The sequence below is a fragment of the Desulfosporosinus sp. genome, assembly GCF_014237355.1.
Classification (GTDB): Bacteria; Bacillota; Desulfitobacteriia; order Desulfitobacteriales; family Desulfitobacteriaceae; genus Desulfosporosinus.
Genome location: NZ_JABZFS010000039.1, coordinates 38832 through 62799, shown reverse-complemented (window position 1 = coordinate 62799; position 23968 = coordinate 38832). Strand labels below are relative to the sequence as shown.

General features: G+C 41.0%; 19 protein-coding genes. 16 read left to right on the top strand and 3 right to left on the bottom strand.

The window, feature by feature from the left end:
* Positions 1 to 122: 122 nt before the first annotated feature.
* The 5 genes from HGJ98_RS08580 (at position 123) to HGJ98_RS08560 (ending at position 5210) form a co-directional block, all read left to right on the top strand.
* Positions 123 to 1862: a methyl-accepting chemotaxis protein gene (locus HGJ98_RS08580; RefSeq protein ID WP_291350648.1), complete on the top strand. Its 1740-nt coding sequence runs from the start codon at positions 123 to 125 to the stop codon at positions 1860 to 1862.
* Between the two features lie 259 nt (positions 1863 to 2121).
* On the top strand, positions 2122 to 2547 hold the full coding sequence (locus HGJ98_RS08575) for a hypothetical protein (RefSeq protein WP_291350647.1): 426 nt from the start codon (positions 2122 to 2124) through the stop codon (positions 2545 to 2547).
* The gene (locus tag HGJ98_RS08570) at positions 2528 to 3118 is read left to right on the top strand and encodes an accessory gene regulator ArgB-like protein (RefSeq protein ID WP_367142700.1); all 591 of its coding nucleotides are present in this window, start codon (positions 2528 to 2530) and stop codon (positions 3116 to 3118) included. The genes HGJ98_RS08575 and HGJ98_RS08570 overlap by 20 nt, the downstream gene beginning before the upstream one ends.
* Positions 3115 to 3237 carry a cyclic lactone autoinducer peptide gene (locus HGJ98_RS08565; RefSeq protein WP_291350645.1) on the top strand — a complete coding sequence of 41 codons (123 nt, stop codon included), beginning with the start codon at positions 3115 to 3117 and terminating at the stop codon, positions 3235 to 3237. Before HGJ98_RS08570 ends, HGJ98_RS08565 begins: the two co-directional genes overlap by 4 nt.
* Positions 3238 to 3419: 182 nt before the next feature.
* Entirely contained in the window at positions 3420 to 5210 is a 1791-nt protein-coding gene (locus tag HGJ98_RS08560) for an ATP-binding protein (protein WP_291350644.1), read from the top strand.
* A gap of 39 nt (positions 5211 to 5249) precedes the next feature.
* On the opposite strand, the gene HGJ98_RS08555 is transcribed toward HGJ98_RS08560, so the two are convergent.
* Complete coding sequence (locus tag HGJ98_RS08555; protein ID WP_291350643.1) at positions 5250 to 8498, bottom strand: DEAD/DEAH box helicase; 3249 nt, start codon at positions 8496 to 8498, stop codon at positions 5250 to 5252.
* 296 nt (positions 8499 to 8794) lie between these two features.
* On the opposite strand from HGJ98_RS08555, the gene HGJ98_RS08550 reads away from it, so the two are divergent.
* A complete protein-coding gene (locus HGJ98_RS08550) occupies positions 8795 to 9361 on the top strand; it encodes a hypothetical protein (protein WP_291350709.1) in 567 nt (188 codons plus the stop codon).
* A gap of 115 nt (positions 9362 to 9476) precedes the next feature.
* On the opposite strand, the gene HGJ98_RS08545 is transcribed toward HGJ98_RS08550, so the two are convergent.
* On the bottom strand, positions 9477 to 10634 hold the full coding sequence (locus HGJ98_RS08545; protein WP_291350642.1) for an amidohydrolase: 1158 nt from the start codon (positions 10632 to 10634) through the stop codon (positions 9477 to 9479).
* 289 nt (positions 10635 to 10923) lie between these two features.
* Here HGJ98_RS08545 and HGJ98_RS08540 point away from each other — a divergent pair, with 289 nt between their 5' ends.
* From HGJ98_RS08540 to HGJ98_RS08525, 4 genes are all read left to right on the top strand, one after another.
* A complete protein-coding gene (locus tag HGJ98_RS08540; protein WP_291350641.1) occupies positions 10924 to 12315 on the top strand; it encodes an aspartate kinase in 1392 nt (463 codons plus the stop codon).
* A 103-nt stretch (positions 12316 to 12418) separates the two neighbouring features.
* Positions 12419 to 12877 carry a YbaK/EbsC family protein gene (locus HGJ98_RS08535; RefSeq protein WP_291350640.1) on the top strand — a complete coding sequence of 153 codons (459 nt, stop codon included), beginning with the start codon at positions 12419 to 12421 and terminating at the stop codon, positions 12875 to 12877.
* Between the two features lie 153 nt (positions 12878 to 13030).
* Positions 13031 to 13981, top strand: a complete 951-nt coding sequence (locus tag HGJ98_RS08530; protein ID WP_291350639.1) for a DMT family transporter — start codon at positions 13031 to 13033, stop codon at positions 13979 to 13981.
* Between the two features lie 143 nt (positions 13982 to 14124).
* Positions 14125 to 16305 carry a DNA topoisomerase III gene (locus HGJ98_RS08525; protein WP_291350638.1) on the top strand — a complete coding sequence of 727 codons (2181 nt, stop codon included), beginning with the start codon at positions 14125 to 14127 and terminating at the stop codon, positions 16303 to 16305.
* Positions 16306 to 16319: 14 nt separating this feature from the next.
* Here HGJ98_RS08525 and HGJ98_RS08520 read toward each other — a convergent pair whose 3' ends face one another.
* Positions 16320 to 18035, bottom strand: a complete 1716-nt coding sequence (locus HGJ98_RS08520; protein ID WP_291350637.1) for a sigma 54-interacting transcriptional regulator — start codon at positions 18033 to 18035, stop codon at positions 16320 to 16322.
* Positions 18036 to 18297: 262 nt separating this feature from the next.
* Here HGJ98_RS08520 and HGJ98_RS08515 point away from each other — a divergent pair, with 262 nt between their 5' ends.
* The 6 genes from HGJ98_RS08515 to HGJ98_RS08490 all read left to right on the top strand — a co-directional run bounded on the left by HGJ98_RS08515 (position 18298) and on the right by HGJ98_RS08490 (position 23844).
* Positions 18298 to 19488, top strand: a complete 1191-nt coding sequence (locus HGJ98_RS08515; RefSeq protein ID WP_291350636.1) for an ABC transporter substrate-binding protein — start codon at positions 18298 to 18300, stop codon at positions 19486 to 19488.
* Between the two features lie 165 nt (positions 19489 to 19653).
* Positions 19654 to 20541 (top strand): branched-chain amino acid ABC transporter permease, encoded by an 888-nt coding sequence (locus HGJ98_RS08510; protein WP_291350635.1) that lies wholly within the window; start codon positions 19654 to 19656, stop codon positions 20539 to 20541.
* Between the two features lie 13 nt (positions 20542 to 20554).
* Positions 20555 to 21523 (top strand): branched-chain amino acid ABC transporter permease, encoded by a 969-nt coding sequence (locus HGJ98_RS08505; RefSeq protein WP_291350634.1) that lies wholly within the window; start codon positions 20555 to 20557, stop codon positions 21521 to 21523.
* Between the two features lie 2 nt (positions 21524 to 21525).
* On the top strand, positions 21526 to 22308 hold the full coding sequence (locus HGJ98_RS08500; RefSeq protein WP_291350633.1) for an ABC transporter ATP-binding protein: 783 nt from the start codon (positions 21526 to 21528) through the stop codon (positions 22306 to 22308).
* Positions 22309 to 22321: 13 nt separating this feature from the next.
* Complete coding sequence (locus HGJ98_RS08495) at positions 22322 to 23029, top strand: ABC transporter ATP-binding protein (RefSeq protein WP_291350632.1); 708 nt, start codon at positions 22322 to 22324, stop codon at positions 23027 to 23029.
* A gap of 44 nt (positions 23030 to 23073) precedes the next feature.
* Positions 23074 to 23844: a ThiF family adenylyltransferase gene (locus HGJ98_RS08490; RefSeq protein WP_291350631.1), complete on the top strand. Its 771-nt coding sequence runs from the start codon at positions 23074 to 23076 to the stop codon at positions 23842 to 23844.
* The last annotated feature ends 124 nt before the right edge of the window (positions 23845 to 23968 follow it).

Here is a 23968-nt window from a genome sequence, read left to right as displayed (position 1 = left end):
TAGGCTTTTTTACCCTAAGGTTTGTAGAGGGCATAAATATCTTTTGTTGAAAAAAGAGGAAATTGGGCATTTTCGGTGAATAAGAATGAGAATTTGTTTAATAAGAAAGTGGGGTCACTTAGATGCAAAATAAGGGTGATAAGAAAAATGCCATAAACTACGGAATCCAAATAAAACTTTTGATGGGTTTTTTTGCAGTCTTGCTATTGACCTTGTTCATAGGGGGCGTTGGTTATTATGGCGTTTATAAGATGAATCTAGAATCTGAAGATCTAGGTGAACATTGGTTTAAAGCAACAAGTTCCTTGGCGGAACTAATCCAAGATACTGAAGACACTCGGCGCTATCTTTTAGGAGGATTTCTGATGCGTTCAGATTCGAGAACGTTTCAAGATCATAAGGCCCAATTTGCAATTATAAAAGTAAAATGGGAACAAGACTTTGCGGAATTTAATAGCTATGTAAAAACAACAGAAGGTAAAGCGAAAAGCGAGGCAATGAGGACATCATTTAATACCTACATAAACGATGCAGAGCAGGTTTGGATGTTAACTCAGGCAGGAGAGGATGTTGAAGCTAGGCAATTACTGACGCAAAAGAGCAAAGAAAGCTTTGACAAATTACTTATGGATATGGAAGAACAGATGGATTTTCAGGCCCAAGGCGGTAATCAAGCTGTGTTAGATGCAAAGGCTACTAAAAGTACGGTTTTGAGGATCCTGATTATTTTTGTTACGATTGCCTTGATTACAGGAGCAATTATAGCCTTTATGCTGGCACGGCATATTAGCCGTCCTCTTGCTGCGGTTACGAAAGTTGCACAGTCCATAGCAGAGGGCGACCTAACAGTTGACATGCCTGATATTAAGAACAAAGACGAAATCGGAACTTTAAGCCAGGCAGTGAGTGAAATGCTTCACTCACTTCGAGTGGTTATCGGTGAGGTTTTAATTCAGTCCGAGAGTGTGGCTTCAACTAGTCAAGAATTATCCGCTGCTTCTGAGCAGGCAACGGCATCAAGTGAGCAAGTGTCTGAAACTCTTGGCCAAATTGCTGCTGGTGCAACGGATACAGCAGTTTCGATTGGAGAAACCCTTAGTGTAATTGAAAAGTTATCTTCAAATGCTCAACAAGTAGCTACAAATGCCGAAAGTGTTAGTCAAAGCAGTGAAAATGCAGCGCAGGCAGCTGAATTAGGAGCTTCTCAAGCAGAAAATGCAGTACAAAAAATTGAAGCTATTCAACAGGTTTCAGTCCAATCAGCTGAAGTAATATTTCGTTTAGGTGATCAATCAAAACAAATCGGCCAAATCGTTGACGTTATCAAGGATATTGCAGATCAGACCAATTTATTAGCTCTAAATGCTGCAATTGAGGCGGCAAGGGCGGGTGAACAAGGACGAGGATTTGCAGTAGTTGCCGAGGAAGTTAGGAAGTTAGCTGAACAATCGTCCAACTCGGCAATCGAGATCGCATCGCTTATTGGAAACATTCAACGAGAGGCTGAACATGCTGTTGGGGTAATGGAAAAAGGTAAGATAGAAGTGGTTGCAGGAGTGGAAGCCGTTAATGTAGCCGGCAATTCCTTCCTAACTATTGTAAAAGAGGTTAATAAAGTAGTTACACAAATACAACAAATTACTCAAGCTGCTCAGCAAATGGCCATAGGAACCTCCGAAGCTGTACAATCTGCGGAGAAAATTGGTGTTTCTGCTCAGCAAGCCGCTGCCAGTACTCAAGAGGTTGCCGCAGCTTCAGAGGAGCAAGCGGCCACGATGATATCAGTAAGCAAATCCGCAGAAGCCCTGGCTAAGCTTGGGGAAAGTCTCATGAGTGCGGTTGTCAAATTTAAGCTTCATTGAAAATGAGTGATTGGTGAAAATTTCGATTATCATAAATGCTCTAAGCTTTCGGCTTGGGGCATTTTTTGCATTAGCCGGACAGTAGGACAGGATTTACGCGAATTCGACATACGGAGTATGCGATAATAAAAGATAAATTAGAATAGGAGCGTAATAGGGTGATTTATCAACAAGAAGCCATATATTAGGTGATTTGAAAGGGTGAATTACCATTAAAATCCCATTAATTTCGATACTCTTACAGGGGATCCCTGAACAAATGGGCATTGCAACGTTAGCCTTTGTAATCGCTAAGATACCGATCAATTGGAAGAGAATCTTTTTAGTAGGGACTATCTTAGCTTTAAGTGCCTATATAGTTAGGCTGTTTCCTATTCCCTTTGGAGTTCACACTTTTGTGTTAATGTTCATGATGTCAATATTTTTAATTAAGCTCTGTAGGGCTGAGTTCAGCATCTCTATTATTGCTAGCTTAGTAAGTTACGTAACTCTAGTACTCTTTGAGATTATTTGTCTATCCTTGTTAATGCCTGTTTTAGGAGTGACGCCTGAAATCTTATTGAAGGACTCGGTTGTACGGATTCTAATATCAATCCCTCAAGAACTGCTATTATTTTGTTCCGCTTTTTTCTTAAGGTATTTCTACTTAAAAAGAGGGTCTTATGATGAATTTTACAGTAATTAGCGAAAAAATTACGAATGGGATAACCAGTGAATTAAGTTATAGTGAAGAGAAAAAGGAATTAATCAGCTATGCTATTGAGACAGCTCTTTTGTCAATTTGTGGATCTCTCTTGATAATTTGCTTAGGCTTTCTGTCCAATGCTTTGATTCCTGTTGTTATTGCTGCTATTTGCGGTAGTTTATTGCGAAGGCTATCGGGTGGTGCCCACTTTAATACGCCCTTCAAATGTTTAATTTACGGGGCCGTTATCTACACCTTAATTGGAGTAGCAGCCAAAGAACTCGTTAACTACTCACTAACAAATCAATATGTCCTTATAGTACTTTTACTGATTTCCTTTTTTCTTGTGGCTTTTTTAGCTCCGGTAGATTGTGTTGCTAAACCAATCAATTCTAGGAGCTTGAGATTTAAACTAAAGATTTCCTCGACAGCATTTGTACTTATCTCGTGCATAGTTTTGATCTTAAATAATAATTCATTGGTTAACGTTAGTATGGTACTAGGTATTTCATACCAAAGCCTAACCTTACTACCAATATTCAATAGAAGAGGAGGTGAATACAGCCTATGAAAAAATCTATTTTTGCTGCAATTGCTTCAATGTTAATGGTGCTTGCCAGTGCTACTTCAGTTTTTGCATGCGGTTGGCTTATGTATCAACCTAAAGCCCCTAAAGCTTTACAAAAGTAAAAACAGTTAACTTTACATCCTGTCCATTCGAGAACCACACTATTTCAAGGACTAGGATCTCAAGTTTTTTTGCAAAAATGTAGCTTACAATGGATTAAATAGATATTCTGCGAGTAACATAAGAGCTGGGTTATTCCCAGCTTTTGTGTTGATCCATACAACGGCGATAGTTGGAGGATTCTATGCTTAGAACTATTAAATATCGAATTGACAGACAATCAATCATCCAATTAACCTTATTCAAAATTACCTTCGGCTTATTAACATTTCTTATTATCATCATCTTGATTTATGGAAAAAATTATTGGGAAAAAGAAGCCTTAAGTATGAATTACCGTTTAATTTCCAACCTCTCACTCTTACAATCTGAAATACAATACAAAGTCAGCTATATTCAAGAAATTAAAGAAGACAAGAGTAGAACTCATGAACAAAAAACCATCCAAGTAACTGGTTTTTTGCAACCGATCCTTGACAATCGAGATAATGACACTACGCTTACGCTTGGCTATTATGATTTAGATTTAGATCTGATAGTTACTAACAATGAAAATGACATCGACATACCTTTCGATGAAATTAGGTCATCGATGGGTAAGGATTATACATTCCATGATTTTGTATGGAATAGTAACGAAATAATTGCTGTAACGTTGCCGATCTACGATAAGAATAGATTATTAGGATATACTTGGGCATACGTTAGAAATCTGAACAGTTTATTTGAATCTTACCGAAGTATTTCTGTAATATTTCTTTCGACAATTAGCTTGGTTATCTTAATCATTATTTTAATCAGAAAGAATATTGAACAAATAGCTTCATACTTAGAAGATTTTTGTAAGATGATCACTAATTCGGAAAATGATCAAAATCGAATTCTCACAAAACTTCCCGAATTAAGGCCTATTCTTTCCAAAATTGCTTTTTATACGGATAGTCTGAAAAAAGCAAATCAAGATTTAGAGTCTTCAAGACTTAGAACCACAAAAATTATGGAAGGGATTTCAGATGGGTTTTATGCCCTAGACCGTCATTGGCAGTTTACCTTTGTAAACTACCAATTAAACTGTGTAAATAAGAAGGAGAATACCGACCTATTAGGGAAAAGCATTTTCGAGGTATTTCCTGAGAGCATAAATCCCTTGACTTACCAGAAAATGCTTGAAGCTATGTTGACGAATGAATCTGTCCATTGGGAAGCAAAGGGTTTGGCTAATTCTGATCAAGATCATGAATTTCACGCCTATCCCTACAGAGAAGGCTTGACGGTATTTTTTAGAGATATTACTGAGTCAAAACGACAGCAGCAAGAACTGGGTCGGTTAGAACGTCTTAATCTTATTGGGCAATTAGCAGCTGGAATTAGCCATGAGATTAGAAATCCACTGACCACAGTTAAAGGATTCTTGCAGTTTTTTGGTGCAAAACCCATCTACGAAAATGATAGAGAATTTATGGATTTAATGATTTCCGAGATTGACCGAGCCAATACAATAATTACGGATTTTTTATCCTTAGCGAAAGCAAACTCTGATAACATAAAGGCTCAGAATATTAACGAAGTTATTAATAAAGTTTTGCCTATGCTCCAAGCGGATGCCTTTAACAACAATAAAGAGGTTATTGCCGAGTTAAATACCTTACCCGATATCATGATCAACGAGAACGAAATAAAACAATTGATCTTAAACCTGGTGCGCAACGGATTGGACGCTACCTCAGAACAAGGTTGCGTTCTCATAAGTACCTTTCTCAAAGAGGATAGGGTTGTATTAGCAATTAAGGACCAAGGAAAAGGAATCCCTCAAGAAATCCAAGAGAAAATGGGCACTCCATTTTTTACAACAAAGGATAATGGAACAGGCCTTGGGCTAGCAATTTCAATGGGGATTGCTCAAAGGCATGGGGCAATTTTTGAGTTTAAATCAGGTAGTCAGGGAACAGTTTTTCAGACTATCTTTTCAATTTAAAAAGAAGTTAAGCTTTATTTAGGCTTATTCAATCTCGGCTCAAGTTAAATCAAAAAGTTCTCTCAGTTCTTTTTCAGTTAGTTTCGAGAGCATGGTTTCTCCCGGTTGAATGACCGAATCAACCAGGGTCTTTTTGCGTGCTTGTAAAGCGTTGATTTTTTCTTCGATGGTTCCTTGGGTAATAAGTTTTATGACTTGGACAGCGTTATTTTGCCCAATACGATGAGCCCGATCCGTGGCTTGATCTTCAACAGCAGGATTCCACCAAGGGTCATAATGAATGACCATGTCTGCACCAGTGAGATTTAATCCAGTACCGCCAGCTTTCAAGGAAATTAAAAATACTTTACCTTGGCCTGAATTAAAGGAATTGGCCATATTCAATCGTTCGGATGCTTTAGTCGAACCGGAAAGATAGAAATGTTCGATCATTTCAGAACTTAGATAGCTTTGAATGATATCCAGCATGCTGGTGAACTGAGAGAAAATTAGGATCCTGTGTCCGCTATCCAGGGCGTCTGTAAGAATTTCTTGTAAGAGCAGCATTTTGCCACTTTCTCCGGTGTAATTCTCTAAGAACATGGATGGATGGCAACAGATTTGCCTTAGCCTAGTTAGAGCTGCCAGAATTTTAATGTGGCTTTTGTTAAAGCCTACAGCGGCTATTTCCTGGGCTATTTTACCTTTCGCTTCTTGTAGAAAAGCTACATACAATTTCTTCTGTTCTTCAGTTAAAGGAGCGTTGAGTTGAGTTTCAATCTTATCGGGGAGTTCTTTAAGTACATCTTTTTTAAGACGTCTTAAGATGAAAGGATTAACATGTTTACTTAAGTCTGAGATTGTTTTAGGGTCTTCCCCTTTGATAATTGGAACTTCATATTTTTTACGGAATTCTTGTTGAGATAGTAGATAACCTGGCATAACAAAGTTAAAGAGGGACCAAAGTTCGGAAAGTGAGTTTTCAATGGGTGTTCCCGTTAGGGCAAAATACCCCTTAGCTTGAATCTGCTGGGCGGATTTAGCATTCAGAGTTTGGGGGTTCTTAGCATGTTGTGCTTCGTCTAAGAAACAGTAGGAAAACTCTGTTTTGATAAATTTGTCGATGTCCCGCCGCAATATAGGATAGGAAGTAACTACTAGGTCCCATTGTTCTTCTAGACATGACAAGAGAGCTTCCCTCTCCTGAGGAGCGCCTTCAACGACGAGAACCCGTAAGTCAGGTGTGAATTTTTTTGCTTCCTCTTGCCAATTATAGATTAGCGAAGTGGGGGCGATAACGAGGGCGGGACCTTTGGCGGTAGGTTGTTCCGATAAAATAAAAGCGAGAACCTGTAATGTCTTGCCTAACCCCATATCATCAGCTAGGATTCCGCCAAGTCCATAGGAGGCCAAAGTTTTGAGCCATTTAAAACCGGTTTTCTGGTATTCTCGAAGGATCGTCTGAAGTTCCTCAGGGATAGGGAACTCCATGTCCTGAGGTTCCAGAATATTCTGCACCAATTGCTTAAAAGCATTATTGCGTTGAAATCCGGGCAAATTAGCCTGACGTAGAAAACTATCAATATACATTGCTCTGTAGGCAGGTAAATTGAGCAGTTTCTTATTTAGATCTTCAGCGTTAAGGTCTAGGTTTTCTAAAAGTTCAGCGACGGTTTTCAACTCAGACTGGTTTAAATCAAGGAAGGAACCATCCCGAAGACGATGGTATTTTTTCTTTAAATGGAGGGATTCAAAGATATCCGCAAGTTCGTCTTGGGGTAGGTCATTGTATTCGAAGGATAATTCTAAGATATCCAGAGTTTCGATAAGTCGAACATGTCCTGAAAAGGTGGTTGTAGTTCGGATTTTTAGCTTGAACTCGTCGGAATAATAGAGTTCAGCGAGGTCTCGAAGTTGAGGAAGCCAATTGACTGTGAACTCATAGATTTTCTCCTCTTCTTTAAGGTGGACTCTTCCTTTGGATACCAGAAAATCTGCCTGTTCAAGGATGCGTAGAATCCGTCCTTCTTGTTCAGAAGAACGGATCAGGATGGCATTTCCTCCGTCGCTGGTCTCCTTGCTAGTTTCCCGGGTCGAAATAAAGGGATTAATCACGATCTCCCCGTAGTGAAATTCTAAGCGAGCGATAATACCCATCTCGGATGTTCGGTCAAAATAGATCTTAGCTTGTAACGTTTCATGGGTAAATCTATTTTTTAGGATGGGGTCGACGGATACCGGACCTAGTTTCCCAATCAAAGGCAAGGCTTCCGAAGCGAAAAACTCCGTCTGAGCTGAGGGAATAACAACCTGGCTCGTAGATCCTTGACGAAGGGCTGTTAGTATGGATGGGAGCAAGTCTTTTTGAGTTTTGGAGGCTTGATAGATTTTATGGCGGTAAACGTAATAGCTGCCATCTGGTGTAAGTTGAAGGGGAACTTCATCACTTCCCAGAGCTAAAGCGAGATCCTGCCCTAGAGATTGTAAGGAGAATTCCATGGGTAAACCATGGCGAATAATTTGGGTAGGCTCTGGGGAAGCAGATCCAATTCCCCAAAGAAAGACGTTGTCTCCTAAGGCGTCTAAAAACCTAGTAAGATAATAGCCCGTCAAAGGCAAGGACTTTTGGTTTAAAATTGCCGTGGAATAATAAGGACCTTGCATTTCCATTAAGGCTGTATGTTGTTCATACATTTCCTGGAGCATAGTGATCAGAGGGGAGTCTTCCTCTCTAAAGACCTGTCTCGTTGGTTCTAAGGTGAATTGCTTACCGAATTCCAGGGATTGACCAGTTTTAAGAGCTTTGAGAAATTGTCCGATATCTTTAACGACATAAAGCCGCTGAAGTCCTATTTTGAGTTGTAAGTAAGTAGTAAGGCGTTGGTTGCCCTTGGTTTGGAGTTCTACTTTGATGGTTAGTTCTTCAAAAGAGGTTTCTTGGCGATGATTCGCAAAAGCAGTAAGAAGCTCTTCAACGACGCGGTTATGCACGACGGGGTCTTTCCAAATTGTCGGCAATTTTTCCTGAGCTGTTTTTAAAACGGCAATCACGTGTTTGCAGGCTCCGGGATACTCTTTAAAGGCCGGGCAGGTGCAGCGGTAGGCACGTATGGTGCTGTCCTTAGCAAAGGCTATCTGAACGGAATATCTCAAACCTCCCACGACGGAAGCATTTACCAGACCCTTTTCTGGATAAAAATTAAAATGGTTAACTCTTCCTGCCTTAGAATAAGTTATACCCTTTGTATACACACCCTCATTATCAGCAAGAGTCTGAATTATTTGTTCAGACAGGTTAAAGCGAGGCATATAAAGTACTCCTTCTCGGGTAAGTTTGATAACCCTGAATCAGGGTTATCAGTTAAGAATACCATAGTTTAAGTGTAGTCGTCTAATTATGGATAAAAGAATAACATCAAAAGTATGCTTGTTAACGGTATGCTTTATGCCGTTAGCCAAAAGTTGTAAAAGATTGTCGAATCATGTATCATTTAAGATAGAGGAAAAGTAAACACCTATGCAGAATTATTACCTGTATATTAGCTAGAATACGAAGCTTAGGGGGGGGATGTTCCTTGCTTATTACCTGCGATAATAGCGTGCAAATGGGCTATATCTACCTAATGCCTAATGAAACAACTGACGAGTATACCCTCGATAAAAGTGATATTGGTCTTTACTATGATGTTAAAAGTCTTAGCATTCCAAGAATAAAATGGCTCGGTATGGGTCAAAGTTTGAATCAAATGCGTTTGGCAACCAAGACTTATAGAGAGGCTGTTGATAAAACGTTTCATTGTGAATATTGGAATGACCTTAATAATGAAGGGTATATGATGGGAATTGAACTGTCTTTGAACGAGGATACTCTATTGACTTTGGTTGCCCATCAAGCGTTTAAACTTTATGATATTCGGTGGCGTAGTCGTGATTTTAGAGTCCTTACCTTAGCTGCTTATCTCGATGTTTTTAATAAGAATAATGTTATTTACCCCTTATCTAAAGAAAAAGACGCTTTTGTCATTCTATCTATTGATCCGTCGACGAAGGTTGGGAAAATAAGGGCCCTAATCTCTGCAAGGGATGATTTGTATCCCATTGATTATTTGCTGAATCCTTTGTTTATTTTAGCTAATTCAAGCCGCTATTATGGTGAGATTAGTACAATGTGATTAAAGAGGCTTGGTTAAAGACAAGCTTGACGATTACAATGGCTTATAACAAGGCAGAGCTATAATAAATTTGAAAAAATTTATTATAGCTCCATTTTTTTAAACAAGATCATGACTAGTCCTTTTGATAGACTACTTCTCCATTAATGATGGTCATCACTACTTTCGACATGGTGTCGAAGGGAACACCGTTAAAGACGATGATATCAGCGTCATACCCTTCTTTAAGCCTTCCCAGTCGATGGTCACAGTCTAATACTTGGGATGGATGAACCGTCAGGCATTTAAGAGCGTCGAGTGGAGAAAGACCTTCCGAGATCGCAAGTCCGGCCACCGTCCTAAGTTGATCGATGGAATTATAGGGGTGATCCGAGATTAAGGATACCTTTATGCCTGCTTTAGTCAATTTTAATACTGAATTATAATTTCTGCCCTTGAGCTCCATTTTGATCCTCGGAGTCAGCATAGGGCCAAAAGCAACAGGAATATTCCTCTGAACTAAGTAATCAGCAACTAAGTGGGCCTCCGTGCCGTGTTCAATTACGAGCTTTTTAATCTTAAATTCTTCGGCGATTCTGACGGCAGTAACAATATCATCGGCTCTGTGAGCATGGGCTCGTAAGGATAGCTCTCCGTTCAAAACGGGAATGACTGCTTCTAAGCGGATATCTCGGTTATGTATCTTACCCATTTTCTTTAATTCCATATAATCCTGGGTCCTCATAAACAAGTCCCTTATAAGTCCAGTTATACCCATTCTCGTCACAGGACACTTGCCATGAGATCCATAAGCGCTCATGGGATTTTCTCCGAGGGAAATCTTTAGACCGGCAGGACTTCTAACGATCATTTGATCAATAATGGTTCCATGCGTTTTTATGACTAAGTTTAATCCGCCAACGGCGTTATCACTCCCTGGTCCAGTCATTACCGTGGTCACACCGGCCCGAATAGCATCAATAAAAGCAATGTCTTGGGGGTTTATGGCATCCAGACCTCTTAAATGTGGTGTGACAGAGTCAGAGGTCTCATTGTTATCAACCCCTATCTTACCAGTGGCCTCTTCGATGATTCCTAAGTGTGTATGACAATCGATTAGTCCAGGCAGCACGTATCGTTCTCCGATTTCGTAGACTTGACAAGTTGAAGAATGATTCTCTATAGATTCAGAAATGTGACTAATGATACCGTTTTCAATAAGAATATCCCGAAGTTGATTTTCTCCAGTTTCGGGGTCGATGGTTAAACAGTTTCTTAATAGTAATACACCCATATAAATACCTCTCTGTTATGACTTATCAATATTTAATGCTACTAGGACCTAATATATAGTTATGACCAGATTTTAAATATAAATTCCTAAGAAGCATAAGCCTCAAATAAAGGGGTTCTCTTGCTTTTATGTCCTAAAATCTTTAAAATTGGATGATAGACAAGTAGCAGTAAGGGAATCATTATTAACTAATGCCTGAAATTCAGTAGGTTTGAAGGAATAAATTGAATTTCGACGAATTTATGATAGGGCAGGAATAAGAAAAACAGAAGAGGGGTTCGAGTTATAAATGTTAACTGTGGAAAAAATCGGCGGAACATCCATGCTGCAATTTCAAAATGTCCTTAAGGATATTATCGGCTATCCTAGCTCAGAAGGTTTTCGTTATGGAAGAGTGTTTGTTGTCTCTGCTTATGCTGGAGTCACAAATATGCTTCTCGAAGATAAAAAGACTAAGGCGCCGGGTATTTATCAACGATTTATAAAGGGTGAAGATTATGAAGCGGCTATGGATGACTTGTTGAGTAAAACACTAGAAATTAATGATACTTTGGCAGGCCTTGGACTAGATACAAAAATCAGCAAGGATTTTTTAGTAGAACGGATTGAGCAAACAAAAGCTTATCTTAACAGTATGGAAGATATTATTGCTTCTGGGTATGTCGCTCGAGACAGTATTTACTCCGCCGCGAGGGAGTTACTAGCTTCTATTGGAGAGGCTCATTCTGCTTTTAACACGGTGAATATTCTCCGTAATAATGGGATTCTTTCAGAGCTGGTAGATCTAACAGGTTTTCGCGACTCGAAACAACTCTCAATCAGCGAACGGATTGAAAAGTCGTTTAAGAATATAAATCCTCATGAAGCAATCATCGTTGCTACTGGTTATACAAAAGGGATCGAAGGAATCATGCGTGAATACGAAAGAGGATACTCCGAAATCACTTTCTCAAAAATCGCGACGCATCTTCAGGCGGATGAAGCAATAATCCACAAAGAATACCACCTATCTTCGGCTGATCCTAAGATCGTGGGCGTGGATAAAGCAATTCCCGTAGGCAGAACAAATTATGATGTCGCAGACCAACTTGCTGACATTGGTATGGAAGCCATTCATCCAAACGCTTCTAAACCATTAGAATTAGCTGGAATAAACCTGCGTATTAAGAATACCTTTGAACCTAATCATCCTGGAACAGTTATTTCCAACGACTATATTGGTCCTCAGGCGAAAATTGAGATTATTGCGGGTTCGGATCAAATTATGATCTTAGAAATCCATGATACCTCTATGGTAGGGGAAACTGGGTTTGATTTAGAAATAATGAAGAAGTTCAAGAAGTATAATATAAGCTATATTATGAAGACCACAAATGCTAATAGTATATCCCTCGTGATTTGGCAGAGCGATCTTAGTGATCTCTTAGTATCGGATCTTGAAGCGGAGTATCGAACTGTTACTGTACAGGAGGCAGCGATAGTTTGTGTGATTGGATCCAATATTGCTATGCCTAGAATTCTGGCTAGAGCGGCCAATGCTTTAGCGAAAAACGATATTAATATTAAATGTATATCTCAATCCCTTCGACAGGTTAATATGCAATTTGTCATCGACCGGGACATGTATTCAAAGGCAATTATGTGTTTAAACGAAGACTTGTGTTATGCAGATATTAATTAGTAATATCGAGTGACTTATAGTGGCAAGGCATTGAGGAGAATCTTCTCATGTATATGAGACAAACAAACGTCTTGCCGCTTAATCTTTGTGGGGAGGCCTGACTATGTCTGTAGAAAATGTTGTAGATTTCTTTGAGCAACATCAAAAAAGTGTGAATATATTAACCTTCGAGGATACAAGCACTGTTTCCAAAGCGGCGGAAGCTTTAGGAGTAACCCCTGGAGAAATTGCCAAATCATTACTTTTTAAGGTCAAAGAGGACTTTATCATGATCTTAATGGCTGGAGATAAGCGGCTTGACAATAAGAAATTTAAGGAAATCTTTAATGCCAAGGCCAAAATGCCCGAGGCTGAGGAGGTATCGGAAGCAACGGGGCACCCTGTAGGAGGGGTTTGTCCCTTCGGATTAAGACGGCAGATTCCCGTTTATCTGGATTATTCCCTACAAGCTTATGCTCGCGTCTTTCCAGCGGCAGGGGCATGTAACACAGCTGTAAAATTATCTATAGATGAATTAGAGGAACTGACTGGTGGACAATGGGTGGACGTCATCCAATCCTAGCATTTGCTTTAAGGATAATGAGTGTCAGCGGGATGCAAACCTCTGCAGGAGAACCTTTAGGTTCTCTTTTTTCTGTCAAGATTGACCATTTTCTCTATAGGGACTATTATTTAAAGATCAACAGGTAAATTCAACCTTTTGGAAGGAAATAAAATGAGTACGATTTTACCGAGTAAAGATCATCGTTTTAAACACTATTTAACCAATAAATACTGGGTCATTGTCATCGCCCTGTTATGTGCTGTTCTTTGGGGGAGTGCCTTCCCCGTATTAAAAGTAAGCTATCTAGAGCTAGGAATAGCAGCGAATGATAGGTCCGCGATCATAGTTTTCGCTGGAATACGATTCTTCTTAGCTGCTATACTGATTTTCCTATTGACTGTGGTAGGTTTTCGGCAGTCCCCAAAGGTAGGACTGAACATTTTACCTCAACTTCTTTTATTAGGCATACTGCAAATTAGTTTGCAATACTTTTTTTTCTATAATGGATTAGCCCATACTTCCGGTATGAAAGCAGCGATTTTATCATCAGCCAGCACTTTTTTTGTAGTTGTTTTAGCTCACTTCGTATATAGAGATGACCCATTAGATTTTCGAAAAACGTTGGGCTTAATCGCTGGTTTAATGGGGATTATTGTTATTAATTCTGGTCAAGATTTTACCTTGGATTTTTCCTGGTTAGGTGAAGGTTTTATGATCCTATCCGGTCTTGTAAGTGCTTTAGGGACTATTTTAGCAAAACGGATTTCCAAAGAGGTTCATCCCTTTGTGGTTACAGCTTGGCAAATGCTTTTAGGATCTCTACTCCTGGTGGTGGTTGGACTACCTGGTCTGAAACCCCACGCCCTGGTTTTTTCCAATAAAGCAGTCATTCTCCTCGTTTATTCTGCTTTTCTTTCCGCTGCCGCGTTTTCTTTATGGTACGCTATCTTAAAATACAATAAAGCTGGAGAGATTAGCGTTTATAAGTTTATGACACCTGTATCAGGAGCTATTTTGTCGGCCTTATTGATTCCAGGAGAAGGTTTGACAGTAAATATGTTTATGGCCCTAGCCCTAGTTGCCCTAGGGCTTATAATTGTTAACTACCAAAGAAGGGTCTGATCGATGTTCGTAGTTCGAAGTTCGAGGTTCGAAAGACCGAAGACCGAGGTCCGAATGGCTTAGCTATATGGAGAAGGATTCGTGGTTTAAGACGACGAAAGTCGAGGGTAGGCCTCTGAGACTAGAAGGAAAGGATGTATGATATGGGAAAGACGTTGGTATTAACCGAAAAACCATCTGTGGGCCGAGAAATTGCGAGAATCCTTCATTGTAATCAGAAGGGAAACGGATGCTTCATAGGGGCAAAATATGTTGTGGCTTGGGCTTTAGGGCATTTGGTAACCCTCGCTGATCCGGAGTTGTATGATGAGAAATATAAAGCTTGGAAGATAGAAGATCTGCCTATGCTTCCTACAAAGATGGAATTAGTTGTCATGAAAGAAACGTCCAAACAATTCGGCGTGGTTAAAAACCTAATGAAGAGTCCAGAAATCGTGGATCTGATTATAGCTACAGATGCTGGGCGAGAAGGGGAGCTGGTAGCACGCTGGATCATAAAAAAAGCCGGGTGGAGAAAACCTATCAAGCGTCTGTGGATTTCTTCCCTAACGGAACGGGCCATTAAAGAAGGGTTTAACCATTTGAAGCCTGGCAAGGACTATGAATCTTTATATGCTGCTGCAGAATGTCGCGCGGAAGCAGATTGGTTGGTTGGTTTAAACGTCACTAGAGCGTTGACGTGTAAATATAATGCTCAACTATCTGCGGGGAGAGTGCAAACTCCCACCTTAGCAATGGTTGTGGATCGAGAGAATGAGATAAAACAGTTTGTCCCGAAAGATTATTGGGCACTTAAGGCGCTAGGCAAGGGTGTTACCTTGCGTTGGCAAGATCATAGCGGTCAAAACCGGATCTTCGATAAGCAGAAGGCGGAGGCACTAGCGGCTAAATTGACAGGACAAACTGGGGAAGTAATAGAGGTAAAAAACGAGGCTAAAAAGGAACTTCCTCCTCTAGCCTATGACCTGACTGAACTGCAGCGGGATGCTAATCGAAAATATGGGTTCTCGGCTAAAACCACATCCTCAGTAATGCAGCAACTCTATGAAAATCATAAATTAGTAACCTATCCGCGTACTGACTCCCGTCATATCAGTGAAGATATCGTTCCTACCTTACCAGAACGCTTAAAAAGTGTTGCTCTGGGGCCTTATGTTGATTTGGCTCGCAGCATTTTACGCAATAAATTAGTCATTACCAAACGGTTTGTCGATAGCTCTAAAGTCACAGATCATCATGCTATTATCCCGACGGAACAGCCTCCGACACTGTCTAGGCTAAGCTCTGAGGAACTAAAAATCTACGATTTGATCGTCAGGCGTTTTCTTGCCGTTCTTTCTCCAGCCTTTGAATATGAACAAACAGTCCTTAAGGTTGCAATAAAAGGGGAAACGTTTACAGCTAAAGGTAAACTAGTTAAGCTCAAAGGATGGCGAAAGGTTTATGAAGGGCAGGGTCACTTAGACGATCAATCTGAGAACGGGGATGGAGATTCTGAGCAAACTCTCCCGGAAATTCGCAAAGGGGAGATGCTCAAAAACTTGTCGATTAAGTTAGATCCAGGCAAAACGAAACCTCCGGGTAGACATACAGAAGCTACATTGCTTTCGGCTATGGAACACCCTGGTAAATTGATTGGAGATCAGAAATTGAGAGAAGCTATGGATCAAAGTCATGGCTTAGGAACCCCTGCTACCCGGGCGGAAATCATTGAAAAGCTGTTCAATTCCTTCTATATGAGCCGTCAGGGCAAAGAAATCATTCCCACCTCCAAGGGAATCCAACTGATTGGTTTGGTCCCCTCAGAACTAAAATCACCGGTATTGACCGCTAAATGGGAACAACAACTGACTGAGATAAGCAAAGGACGAGCTGATAGCCAATCCTTTTTGACAGGAATCAGGGGATACGCAAATCAGCTCGTATCCAATGTGATCGGCAGTGAACAGACCTTTAAACATGATAACTTGACAAGAAATAAGTGTCCTGAGTGTGGAAAGTACCTTTTGCAGGTCAAGGCTAAAAAGGGCGAAATGTTGGTTTGTCAAGATCGAGAATGTGGTTACCGAAAAGGGCTATCTCAAATTTCCAATGCCAGATGCCCGGAATGTCATAAAAAAATGGAGATTAAAGGGGACGGGGCAAATAAGCTGTTTTCTTGTGCCTGCGGATATCGAGAAAAACTGTCTGCCTTTACTAAACGAAAAGAGGCAGAGAAGGGAAACCTAAACAAGCGAGATGTGAGTAAATATTTACAAAACCAAAAAGATAGCGGTCCGATTAATACTGCTTTGGCGGATGCCCTAGCAAAATTAAAGAAATAGGGGAAGTATGTTTTTTAAGCTAGACCATATTGATTGAGTTTATAATAAAGTGTTCCACGTGAAATTCCAAGAAGTTTTGCTGCAGCCGTCTTATTGCCGTTGGTTTTTTCTAAGGAGATCTTAATTTGCGTGATTTCCTCGGAAGTTCCCTTGGTTTTAAGAGCTCCTTGGAGGTTTTGAGCTGTTATTGGGTAAACTACGGATGGCAGACGAGAGCTAAAGGGAGTAAGATTTGAGGGAAGGTATTGACTATTAAGGGTTTCTCCTTCGGAAAGAATGGCTAGTCGTTCGATCACATTGCGTAGTTCCCGAATATTCCCCGGCCAGTCATAGTTTAAGAAACTAAGCATAACCTCCGGGTCGAGGGTAGGTAGCGTCTTTAGATACTTTTGAGTAAATTCGTATAATAAAGCTTGCACTAAATCAGGAATATCCTCGGTCCGTTCTCGGAGAGGCGGGACTTCAAGGGCAATAACATTTAAACGATAGTAAAGATCTTCGCGAAACTCACCACGTTGAATCATCTTAGCTAAGTCGCGGTTTGTTGCTGCAATAATTCGTGTATTCACCGTTAGGGGTTCGGTACCGCCAACTCGGTAAAAACACTTATCCTGCAAAACGCGTAATAATTTAACCTGGAGTTCCAGGGGCAATTCCCCAATTTCATCTAAGAAGAGGGTTCCCCCGTGGGCAAGTTCTAACTTACCAGGCTTGCCTTTGCGTTCGGCACCAGTGAAGGCACCCCCGTTGTATCCAAACAATTCACTCTCGAATAAAGCAGAAGGAATAGCACCACAGTTGATGGCTATAAAGGGTTTAGTAGTTCTTGGACTATCCTTATGTATTGCCTGAGCAAAGAGTTCTTTGCCGACGCCGCTTTCCCCGGTGATGAGGATGGTTGCTTCGCTGCTGGCTACTTTACGCGCAAGGAATTTTGTGCGTAGGATGGACCGACTTTTTCCGATAATCCTACTGAAGGGATCATCAGAGGGGTTGGTCTTTTGTTTTAGGTCTCGTAATTGAGAACTAGCCTGAGATAATTCTTCGTTGAGCCGAACGACTTGGGTAATGTCTTGTTCTGTAGAAATGGCACCAACTATCTTACCCTCGTAGATCACCGGAGAGGCATTGATCTGGACATGTGTTTCTGGACGAGGTCTGTGGTAGGCTTGGCGGATCGGACGTCCTTCATCTAAGATTCCAAGTGTTGCCAAGTCCTTCCTTTCAAAGAAATCAGCAATAGGTCTTCCGACAATGGCTTGCTCTGGTATTGTATACATTTCTTGAGCTTTAGAGTTCCAGTGACTAACGGTCCCGTCGTTTGTCACGACAGTTACAGCCTCGTTGACTGTCTCGAGTAGAGTGTTAAAAAAGGTATTTAATATATTCCAAGAACTAAGTAAATGGCTTACAAATAGGGTTGGGGTAACGATTCCTTTCACTTCACCCCATGGATTAAGTACTATAACAGTACGAAGTTCGTTTAGATGCTCCTGACAAAATAGCAAGGCATCTGTATCTGAATTAGCTACTAGGGGAGGTGACCAAGGGATTTCGTTGAGTACCTGATTACTTGACTTTAGGAAAGAGGCATGTTCTCTGGTAAGGACTCCTACTGGACACTCACCCTGAATTATGACTAAGTGAGCTTTATTAGCCAATTCTAAAGCGTTTTGCAAATTAAGACTCCTGTCTACTAAACGAATATTATGATCCATTAACTCAGACATGGTTAGGGACTTCACGGGTGACCACTCCTTTAGGATAATTTTATCCTAAGAAGGAACGGTTGACTAGTCTTTTTGTTTAAACATATTGATCAATAATGTACAAATTTGTTTAAACACTAAGAGAGTGTTTTTTGTAACCTTTTTAAAAGAAAAAAGTTTTGGATAAAAATATTGTATTTCTTTCATTATCTAGCAGGGATTTTAAATATTCCGTCAAATATTACATAACAGGATTCAGAAAAATCATAAGGGGAGGAATACAATGTTTCGGAAGAAGAGTAAAGCCTTAGTTGCCATGAGTATCATTATGTCCGCATTAATCATGGTAAGTGGTTGCGGCGCGAGTAAGCCAGCAGCAACTCCTACGGGCGACGCAGAAAGCAAAGAACCTATCAAAATCGGTTTCCTGGGAGCGAAGACTGGGGATGTGGCAATCTATGGATTGAACACATTAAAGGGTTTGAACATGGCAGTCGAGGAACTCAACAAGGAAGGTGTCCTTGGAAGACAGATTCAGTTAGTCGAAGAGGATAACGCAGGGCAAAAGGATCAAGCCATTAACATTACCAATAAGTTAATAAGCCAAGACAAGGTTGTAGCTATCGTTGGTGACCCTACTACAGGTATTACTCGTGTAGCAGGTACCATTGCAAACAGTAAGAAGACGGTTATCATGTCAGCTGGTTCGACAGGTCCAGACGTCGTTGAAATTGGACCCTACGTTTTCAGAGATACGTTACTAGATACAATTGCTGCTCCTGCAACCATGAAGTACGTAATTGAAGAAAAAGGCTGGAAAAATGTTGCCTTAATCACATCTAAGAACAATGATTACAGCGTAGGCTTGTCCAAAATCTTCTCTAAGTCTATCGTTGATAACGGTGGTAAAGTGGTTATTGAAGAATTCATTCAAGACAAAGACACTGATTTTAGTGGACAGATCACCAAAATCAAAGCAGCTAACCCCGATGTCATTGTGTTCTCAGGCTATTACACTGAGGGAGCTCTCATCATGAAGAAAGCTCGTGAAGTAGGGATTAAGGCAGTTATGGTCGGTGGAGATGGTCTTCAAGGGGACGATCTCATGAAAATTGGTGGAGCCGATGTAGAAGGTTCAATCTCTTATGCAGGCTTCTCACCGGAACAGCCAACACCTGATACCGAAAAGTTTATTAACGCTTTCAAAGCAAAGTATAACAATGAGTTGCCAGATCTCTTCGCTGCCCAAGGTTATGACGCTTTAATGCTCATTGCTAAGGCTATCAAAGAAGCAAAGAGTGCTGATCCTGAGAAGTTTAAAGATACCCTTGCTCAGACTAAGAATTATGAAGGTGTATCTGGAACCATTACCTTCCAAGAAGGTCGTGAGCCAATTAAGAGCCCAGTTTATCTGCTGGAAGTTAAGGGTGGCAAGTTCACCTTACTGAAAAAAGTCCCTGTAGAAGTAAAATAAGATTAAAAACCGGGTTTCGATCCCTTACTAATAGCTTGTAGCAGCACTAAGGTCCTAGGACCAGTGCTGCTACAAATAATTAAGGTAAATTCCGACAATTTCCACTATATTACATGATTTTACCCGCATTTTATACTCCCACTTAACTTAAGGAGGGCGCCAAATTTGCCGATTTTAAACAATCTGATGCAGCAACTTGTCAACGGGCTCGCCCTAGGTAGCATCTATGCTCTTATAGCCTTAGGCTACACCATGGTGTACGGTATTATTGGCATGATCAATTTCGCTTATGGCGAAATATTTATGTTTGGCGCATATGCCGGCCTAGTTCTAGCATTGACGAATTACGTTAATGTTTACGTAGCCTTATTAGGCGCTACGGTTATCACTATGGTGCTTGGAGTTGTCATTGAGCGAGTCGCTTATAAACCGCTTCGCCGTTCATCACGACTTTCGGCGTTAATTAGTGCTATCGGGGTATCGATCTTCCTGTCTTCTTTAATGGTTCGGATGAAGGGACCTAATACAAGGGGCTTCCCTAAACTTTTTGAGAATAGAATTTTTGAAATTGGGGATTTCCAAATTACAATTTACCAAATTGTAATTATTGGAGTAGCAGGTCTCTTAATGCTTGGATTACACCTTTTTGTCTCGTATACCAAAATGGGTAGGGCGATGCGTGCATGTTCCCAAGACAGGGATGCAGCGAGCCTTATGGGGGTTAATATTGACCGAGTTATATCAGTGACGTTTGCCATAGGGTCTGGCTTAGCAGGAGCTGCTGGGGTATTAGCCGGTATCTATTTTAACGCAGTTCAGCCTTATATGGGGCTTTTGGCGGGTCTTAAAGCCTTCGCTGCAGCAGTCCTTGGAGGAATTGGAAGTATTCCTGGGGCTATGATTGGTGGACTAATGATTGGCTTAACCGAAATACTAGGTATCACAGTGAACTTATCTCAGTACAAGGATGCCTTCGCCTTTACCATCCTTATATTGGTGCTCTTGTTCAAACCATCGGGAATCATGGGGCGAAAAGCCAATAAAAAGGTGTAAGGAGGGAATGGCGATGAAGAAATTACTTAATAATTGGATTGTCCAGGTTCTGCTGTTCCTTAGTGTGCTTGCCTTAACTGCGTTGAGCACATCTATTATTCAGGACATTATTCCACCCTATCTTTTAATGATTGGATTATTTATAGGTATAAATTTAATCATGGCCCTAGGCTTAAATCTGATTACGGGAGTAACTGGTCAGCTGTCCCTAGGTCATGCGGCATTTATGAGTATCGGAGCATATGCTTCGGCGATTGCTACCGTAAATTATGATCTGCCATTTCTGATTGGAGTTTTAATTGGCGGTCTCGCAGCGGGTCTGATTGGGATAATTATTGGCTTTCCGACTCTGCGTCTGACAGGGGATTACTTAGCTATTGCCACGTTGGGTTTTGCAGAAATCGTGCGAGTCCAATTCACGAACATGAAAATTACCAATGGTGCCATTGGTTTTCTAGGAATTGAAGGATCCACTACCTTTCCTATCGTTATGACTATTGTAGTGCTGACAATCTGCTGCATGGTGTGGATAGAAAATTCTCGGAACGGTCGGGCTATGCTTGCCATTCGAGAAGATGAAATTGCTTCCTCAGCAGTTGGGATTAACACGACATTGTATAAAATTCAGGCCTTTGCCATTGGCTCTTTTTGTGCAGGAGTGGGGGGAGCGCTGTTCGCTCATACCACCACGTTTATTCAACCCACCGATTTCGGCTTTCTTAAATCCGTCGATATTTTAAGTATTGTTGTTCTCGGGGGATTGGGAAGTATTCCGGGAACTATCATTGGTGCGATCGTTCTTACCTCAGCCCCAGAAATCTTAAGACCACTCGCAAACTATAGGATGATTGTTTACGGGTTACTGCTGGTCGTGATCATGATCTTCCGTCCCTATGGTTTATTGGGCGGAGTAAATTTAAGGCAGGCCGTTCGCCGTGCATTAATGATACCTAAGAAAAAACAGGCCGGACGGGGGGAATAAAGGTGAGTTTATTAACTTTAAACAACGTAACCATCCGCTTCGGCGGTCTGACTGCAGTAGATACTGTGAACTTAGAAGTCAAGCAGGGCGAAATATTAGCCTTAATTGGTCCTAATGGAGCGGGTAAAAGTACCATGTTTAACCTGATCACCAGTATCTATCAACCCACCGAGGGCACAATAACCTTAGAAGGCAAATCCTTAGTTGGTGTCGCTACCCATAAGATTGCGGATATGGGTATTACCAGAACCTTTCAAACGATTCGCTTGTTTACAGAACTCTCTGTCTTGGACAATGTGAAAATTGGATGTCACTGCCGAGGGAAAGCGGGCTTGTTACAAGCTTTAACCCGCCTGCCGGGGATGAAACGTGAAGAAGCGGAAATAGAAGAAAAAGCGATTAAATCCCTTGAATTTCTTGATTTAGCTTCAAAGCGGGATGAAATGGCGAAGAATCTCTCCTATGGTGAACAAAGACGTTTAGAAATTGCCAGAGCTTTGGTATCTAAGCCGAAGATTCTTCTGTTAGATGAGCCAGCAGCTGGAATGAACCCTCAAGAAAAGGTAGTTTTAATGGAAATGATTCGCAGAATTCGGGATACAGGCATTACTGTTTTTCTTGTAGAACACGATATGAAACTAGTTATGGGTATTTCTGAGAGAATTGCTGTGCTGGACTATGGTAAATTGATTGCTGAAGGGACGCCTCTAGAGGTTCGAAGTAACAAAGCTGTTATCGAAGCGTATTTGGGCTCCGGTAAATTTAAAAGTAGAATTCGGCGCTAGGGAGGACCAAGACATGTTGAAGTTAGAAAAGGTAGATGTGAGCTATGGCTCAATTAAAGCGTTACACGGTATTTCCCTGGAAGTAACAACGGGGGAGATTGTTGCCTTAATTGGGGCAAATGGAGCCGGAAAAAGTACGACACTGCGCACTATCTCAGGACTCCTAAAACCGTCTAACAAAGAGAGTAAGATTACGTTCAAGGAAAAGCAAATTCAGGGCATCTCCCCTCACAAAATTGTGGAGATGGGCCTGTCTCATGTACCGGAAGGACGTCGCGTATTTCCAGACATGTCCGTCTATGAGAACCTTTTAATGGGTGCCCATAGTCGTAAGGGTAAGCCAGACCAGGCAGATTTCGATCGCGTATATCACCACTTTCCTAGGTTAAAGGAAAGAATTAAGCAATTAGCTGGCACCTTATCTGGTGGAGAGCAACAAATGCTCGCCATGGGTAGGGCTCTGATGGCTAGACCAAGTCTGCTGATCCTAGATGAACCAAGTATGGGTTTAGCCCCAATGCTAGTAGAAGAAATATTCCATATTATTGAAGACATTAATGTTGCAGGAACAACAATTCTCCTAGTAGAGCAAAATGCTCATCTGGCCTTGGAGATTTCCAATCGAGCTTATGTATTAGAAACTGGGGAGATTGTCTTGGAAGGTATGGCCCAAGATCTAGCGAAGAATGAAGATATCCGCAAATCTTATCTCGGAGAGTAATTTTAGGTGAGTTTCATTCGTATTTCACTAAGGAGGCAAGTAGGATGAAATTCACAAAGGATCAACTTGAACGATATTCAAGACACCTTAAATTGAAAGAAGTTGGAGCGAAGGGTCAAACCAAGTTACTGGAATCTAAAGTTCTAATCGTTGGAGCAGGAGGTCTTGGTTCACCAGCAGCAATGTATCTGGCAGCAGCAGGCATAGGAACCCTTGGACTTGTTGATCCGGATGTGGTTGACTTATCCAACCTCCAGAGACAAATCTTGCACACAAATAAAGATATTGGCAAGCCCAAAGTCATCTCGGGAAACGAAACTATACAGGGGATGAACCCGGATGTCGATGTTGTGGCGTATCAAGAATGGGTTAGTTCAGCCAACATAAAAGACATTATCCAGGATAGAGATTATGACTTTATCATCGATGCGACGGATAATTTCGAATCTAAATTTTTGATCAATGATGCTTGTGTGCTTTTAGAAAAGCCTTTTTCTCACGCCGGAGTACTTCAACTTCTTGGACAAACTATGACTTATGTACCAGGGAAGGGCCCCTGTTACCGGTGTGTATTCTTAAATCCTCCACCGGCAAATGCGGTTCCTAATAATAAGGATGTTGGTGTACTGGGTGTGATGCCAGGCATCCTCGGTACTATTCAGGCAACTGAGGGAATTAAGTATCTTCTTGGGATAGGAGAGCTCTTAACCGGAAAACTGTTGATAGTTGATGCTTTGACCATGGATTTTAGAAAGGTTGAGATCTCAGCAAGAGTAGGCTGTAGAGCATGTGGTGTTTGTCATCCTGAGTGTTAGCGAAGGATCTAGATACTTCAGTCGTCCCTCTTTCAGGATAACAAAGCCTTTAAGTTGTTTTTCATAGCAATGCTTTAAGTTAATAAGATTTTTTCTCCATCAAAGGAGTTCTTCTTTCTAATCT

What these genes read in the sequence shown, in the direction of transcription:
- HGJ98_RS08580 (WP_291350648.1), top strand. Translation starts at nt 123, where the DNA reads ATGCAAAATAAGGGTGATAAGAAAAATGCCATAAACTACGGAATCCAA.
- HGJ98_RS08575 (WP_291350647.1), top strand. Translation starts at nt 2,122, where the DNA reads ATGGGCATTGCAACGTTAGCCTTTGTAATCGCTAAGATACCGATCAAT.
- HGJ98_RS08570 (WP_367142700.1), top strand. Translation starts at nt 2,528, where the DNA reads ATGAATTTTACAGTAATTAGCGAAAAAATTACGAATGGGATAACCAGT.
- HGJ98_RS08565 (WP_291350645.1), top strand. Translation starts at nt 3,115, where the DNA reads ATGAAAAAATCTATTTTTGCTGCAATTGCTTCAATGTTAATGGTGCTT.
- HGJ98_RS08560 (WP_291350644.1), top strand. Translation starts at nt 3,420, where the DNA reads ATGCTTAGAACTATTAAATATCGAATTGACAGACAATCAATCATCCAA.
- HGJ98_RS08555 (WP_291350643.1), bottom strand. Translation starts at nt 8,498, where the DNA reads ATGCCTCGCTTTAACCTGTCTGAACAAATAATTCAGACTCTTGCTGAT.
- HGJ98_RS08550 (WP_291350709.1), top strand. Translation starts at nt 8,795, where the DNA reads ATGGGCTATATCTACCTAATGCCTAATGAAACAACTGACGAGTATACC.
- HGJ98_RS08545 (WP_291350642.1), bottom strand. Translation starts at nt 10,634, where the DNA reads ATGGGTGTATTACTATTAAGAAACTGTTTAACCATCGACCCCGAAACT.
- HGJ98_RS08540 (WP_291350641.1), top strand. Translation starts at nt 10,924, where the DNA reads ATGTTAACTGTGGAAAAAATCGGCGGAACATCCATGCTGCAATTTCAA.
- HGJ98_RS08535 (WP_291350640.1), top strand. Translation starts at nt 12,419, where the DNA reads ATGTCTGTAGAAAATGTTGTAGATTTCTTTGAGCAACATCAAAAAAGT.
- HGJ98_RS08530 (WP_291350639.1), top strand. Translation starts at nt 13,031, where the DNA reads ATGAGTACGATTTTACCGAGTAAAGATCATCGTTTTAAACACTATTTA.
- HGJ98_RS08525 (WP_291350638.1), top strand. Translation starts at nt 14,125, where the DNA reads ATGGGAAAGACGTTGGTATTAACCGAAAAACCATCTGTGGGCCGAGAA.
- HGJ98_RS08520 (WP_291350637.1), bottom strand. Translation starts at nt 18,035, where the DNA reads ATGTCTGAGTTAATGGATCATAATATTCGTTTAGTAGACAGGAGTCTT.
- HGJ98_RS08515 (WP_291350636.1), top strand. Translation starts at nt 18,298, where the DNA reads ATGTTTCGGAAGAAGAGTAAAGCCTTAGTTGCCATGAGTATCATTATG.
- HGJ98_RS08505 (WP_291350634.1), top strand. Translation starts at nt 20,555, where the DNA reads ATGAAGAAATTACTTAATAATTGGATTGTCCAGGTTCTGCTGTTCCTT.
- HGJ98_RS08495 (WP_291350632.1), top strand. Translation starts at nt 22,322, where the DNA reads ATGTTGAAGTTAGAAAAGGTAGATGTGAGCTATGGCTCAATTAAAGCG.
- HGJ98_RS08490 (WP_291350631.1), top strand. Translation starts at nt 23,074, where the DNA reads ATGAAATTCACAAAGGATCAACTTGAACGATATTCAAGACACCTTAAA.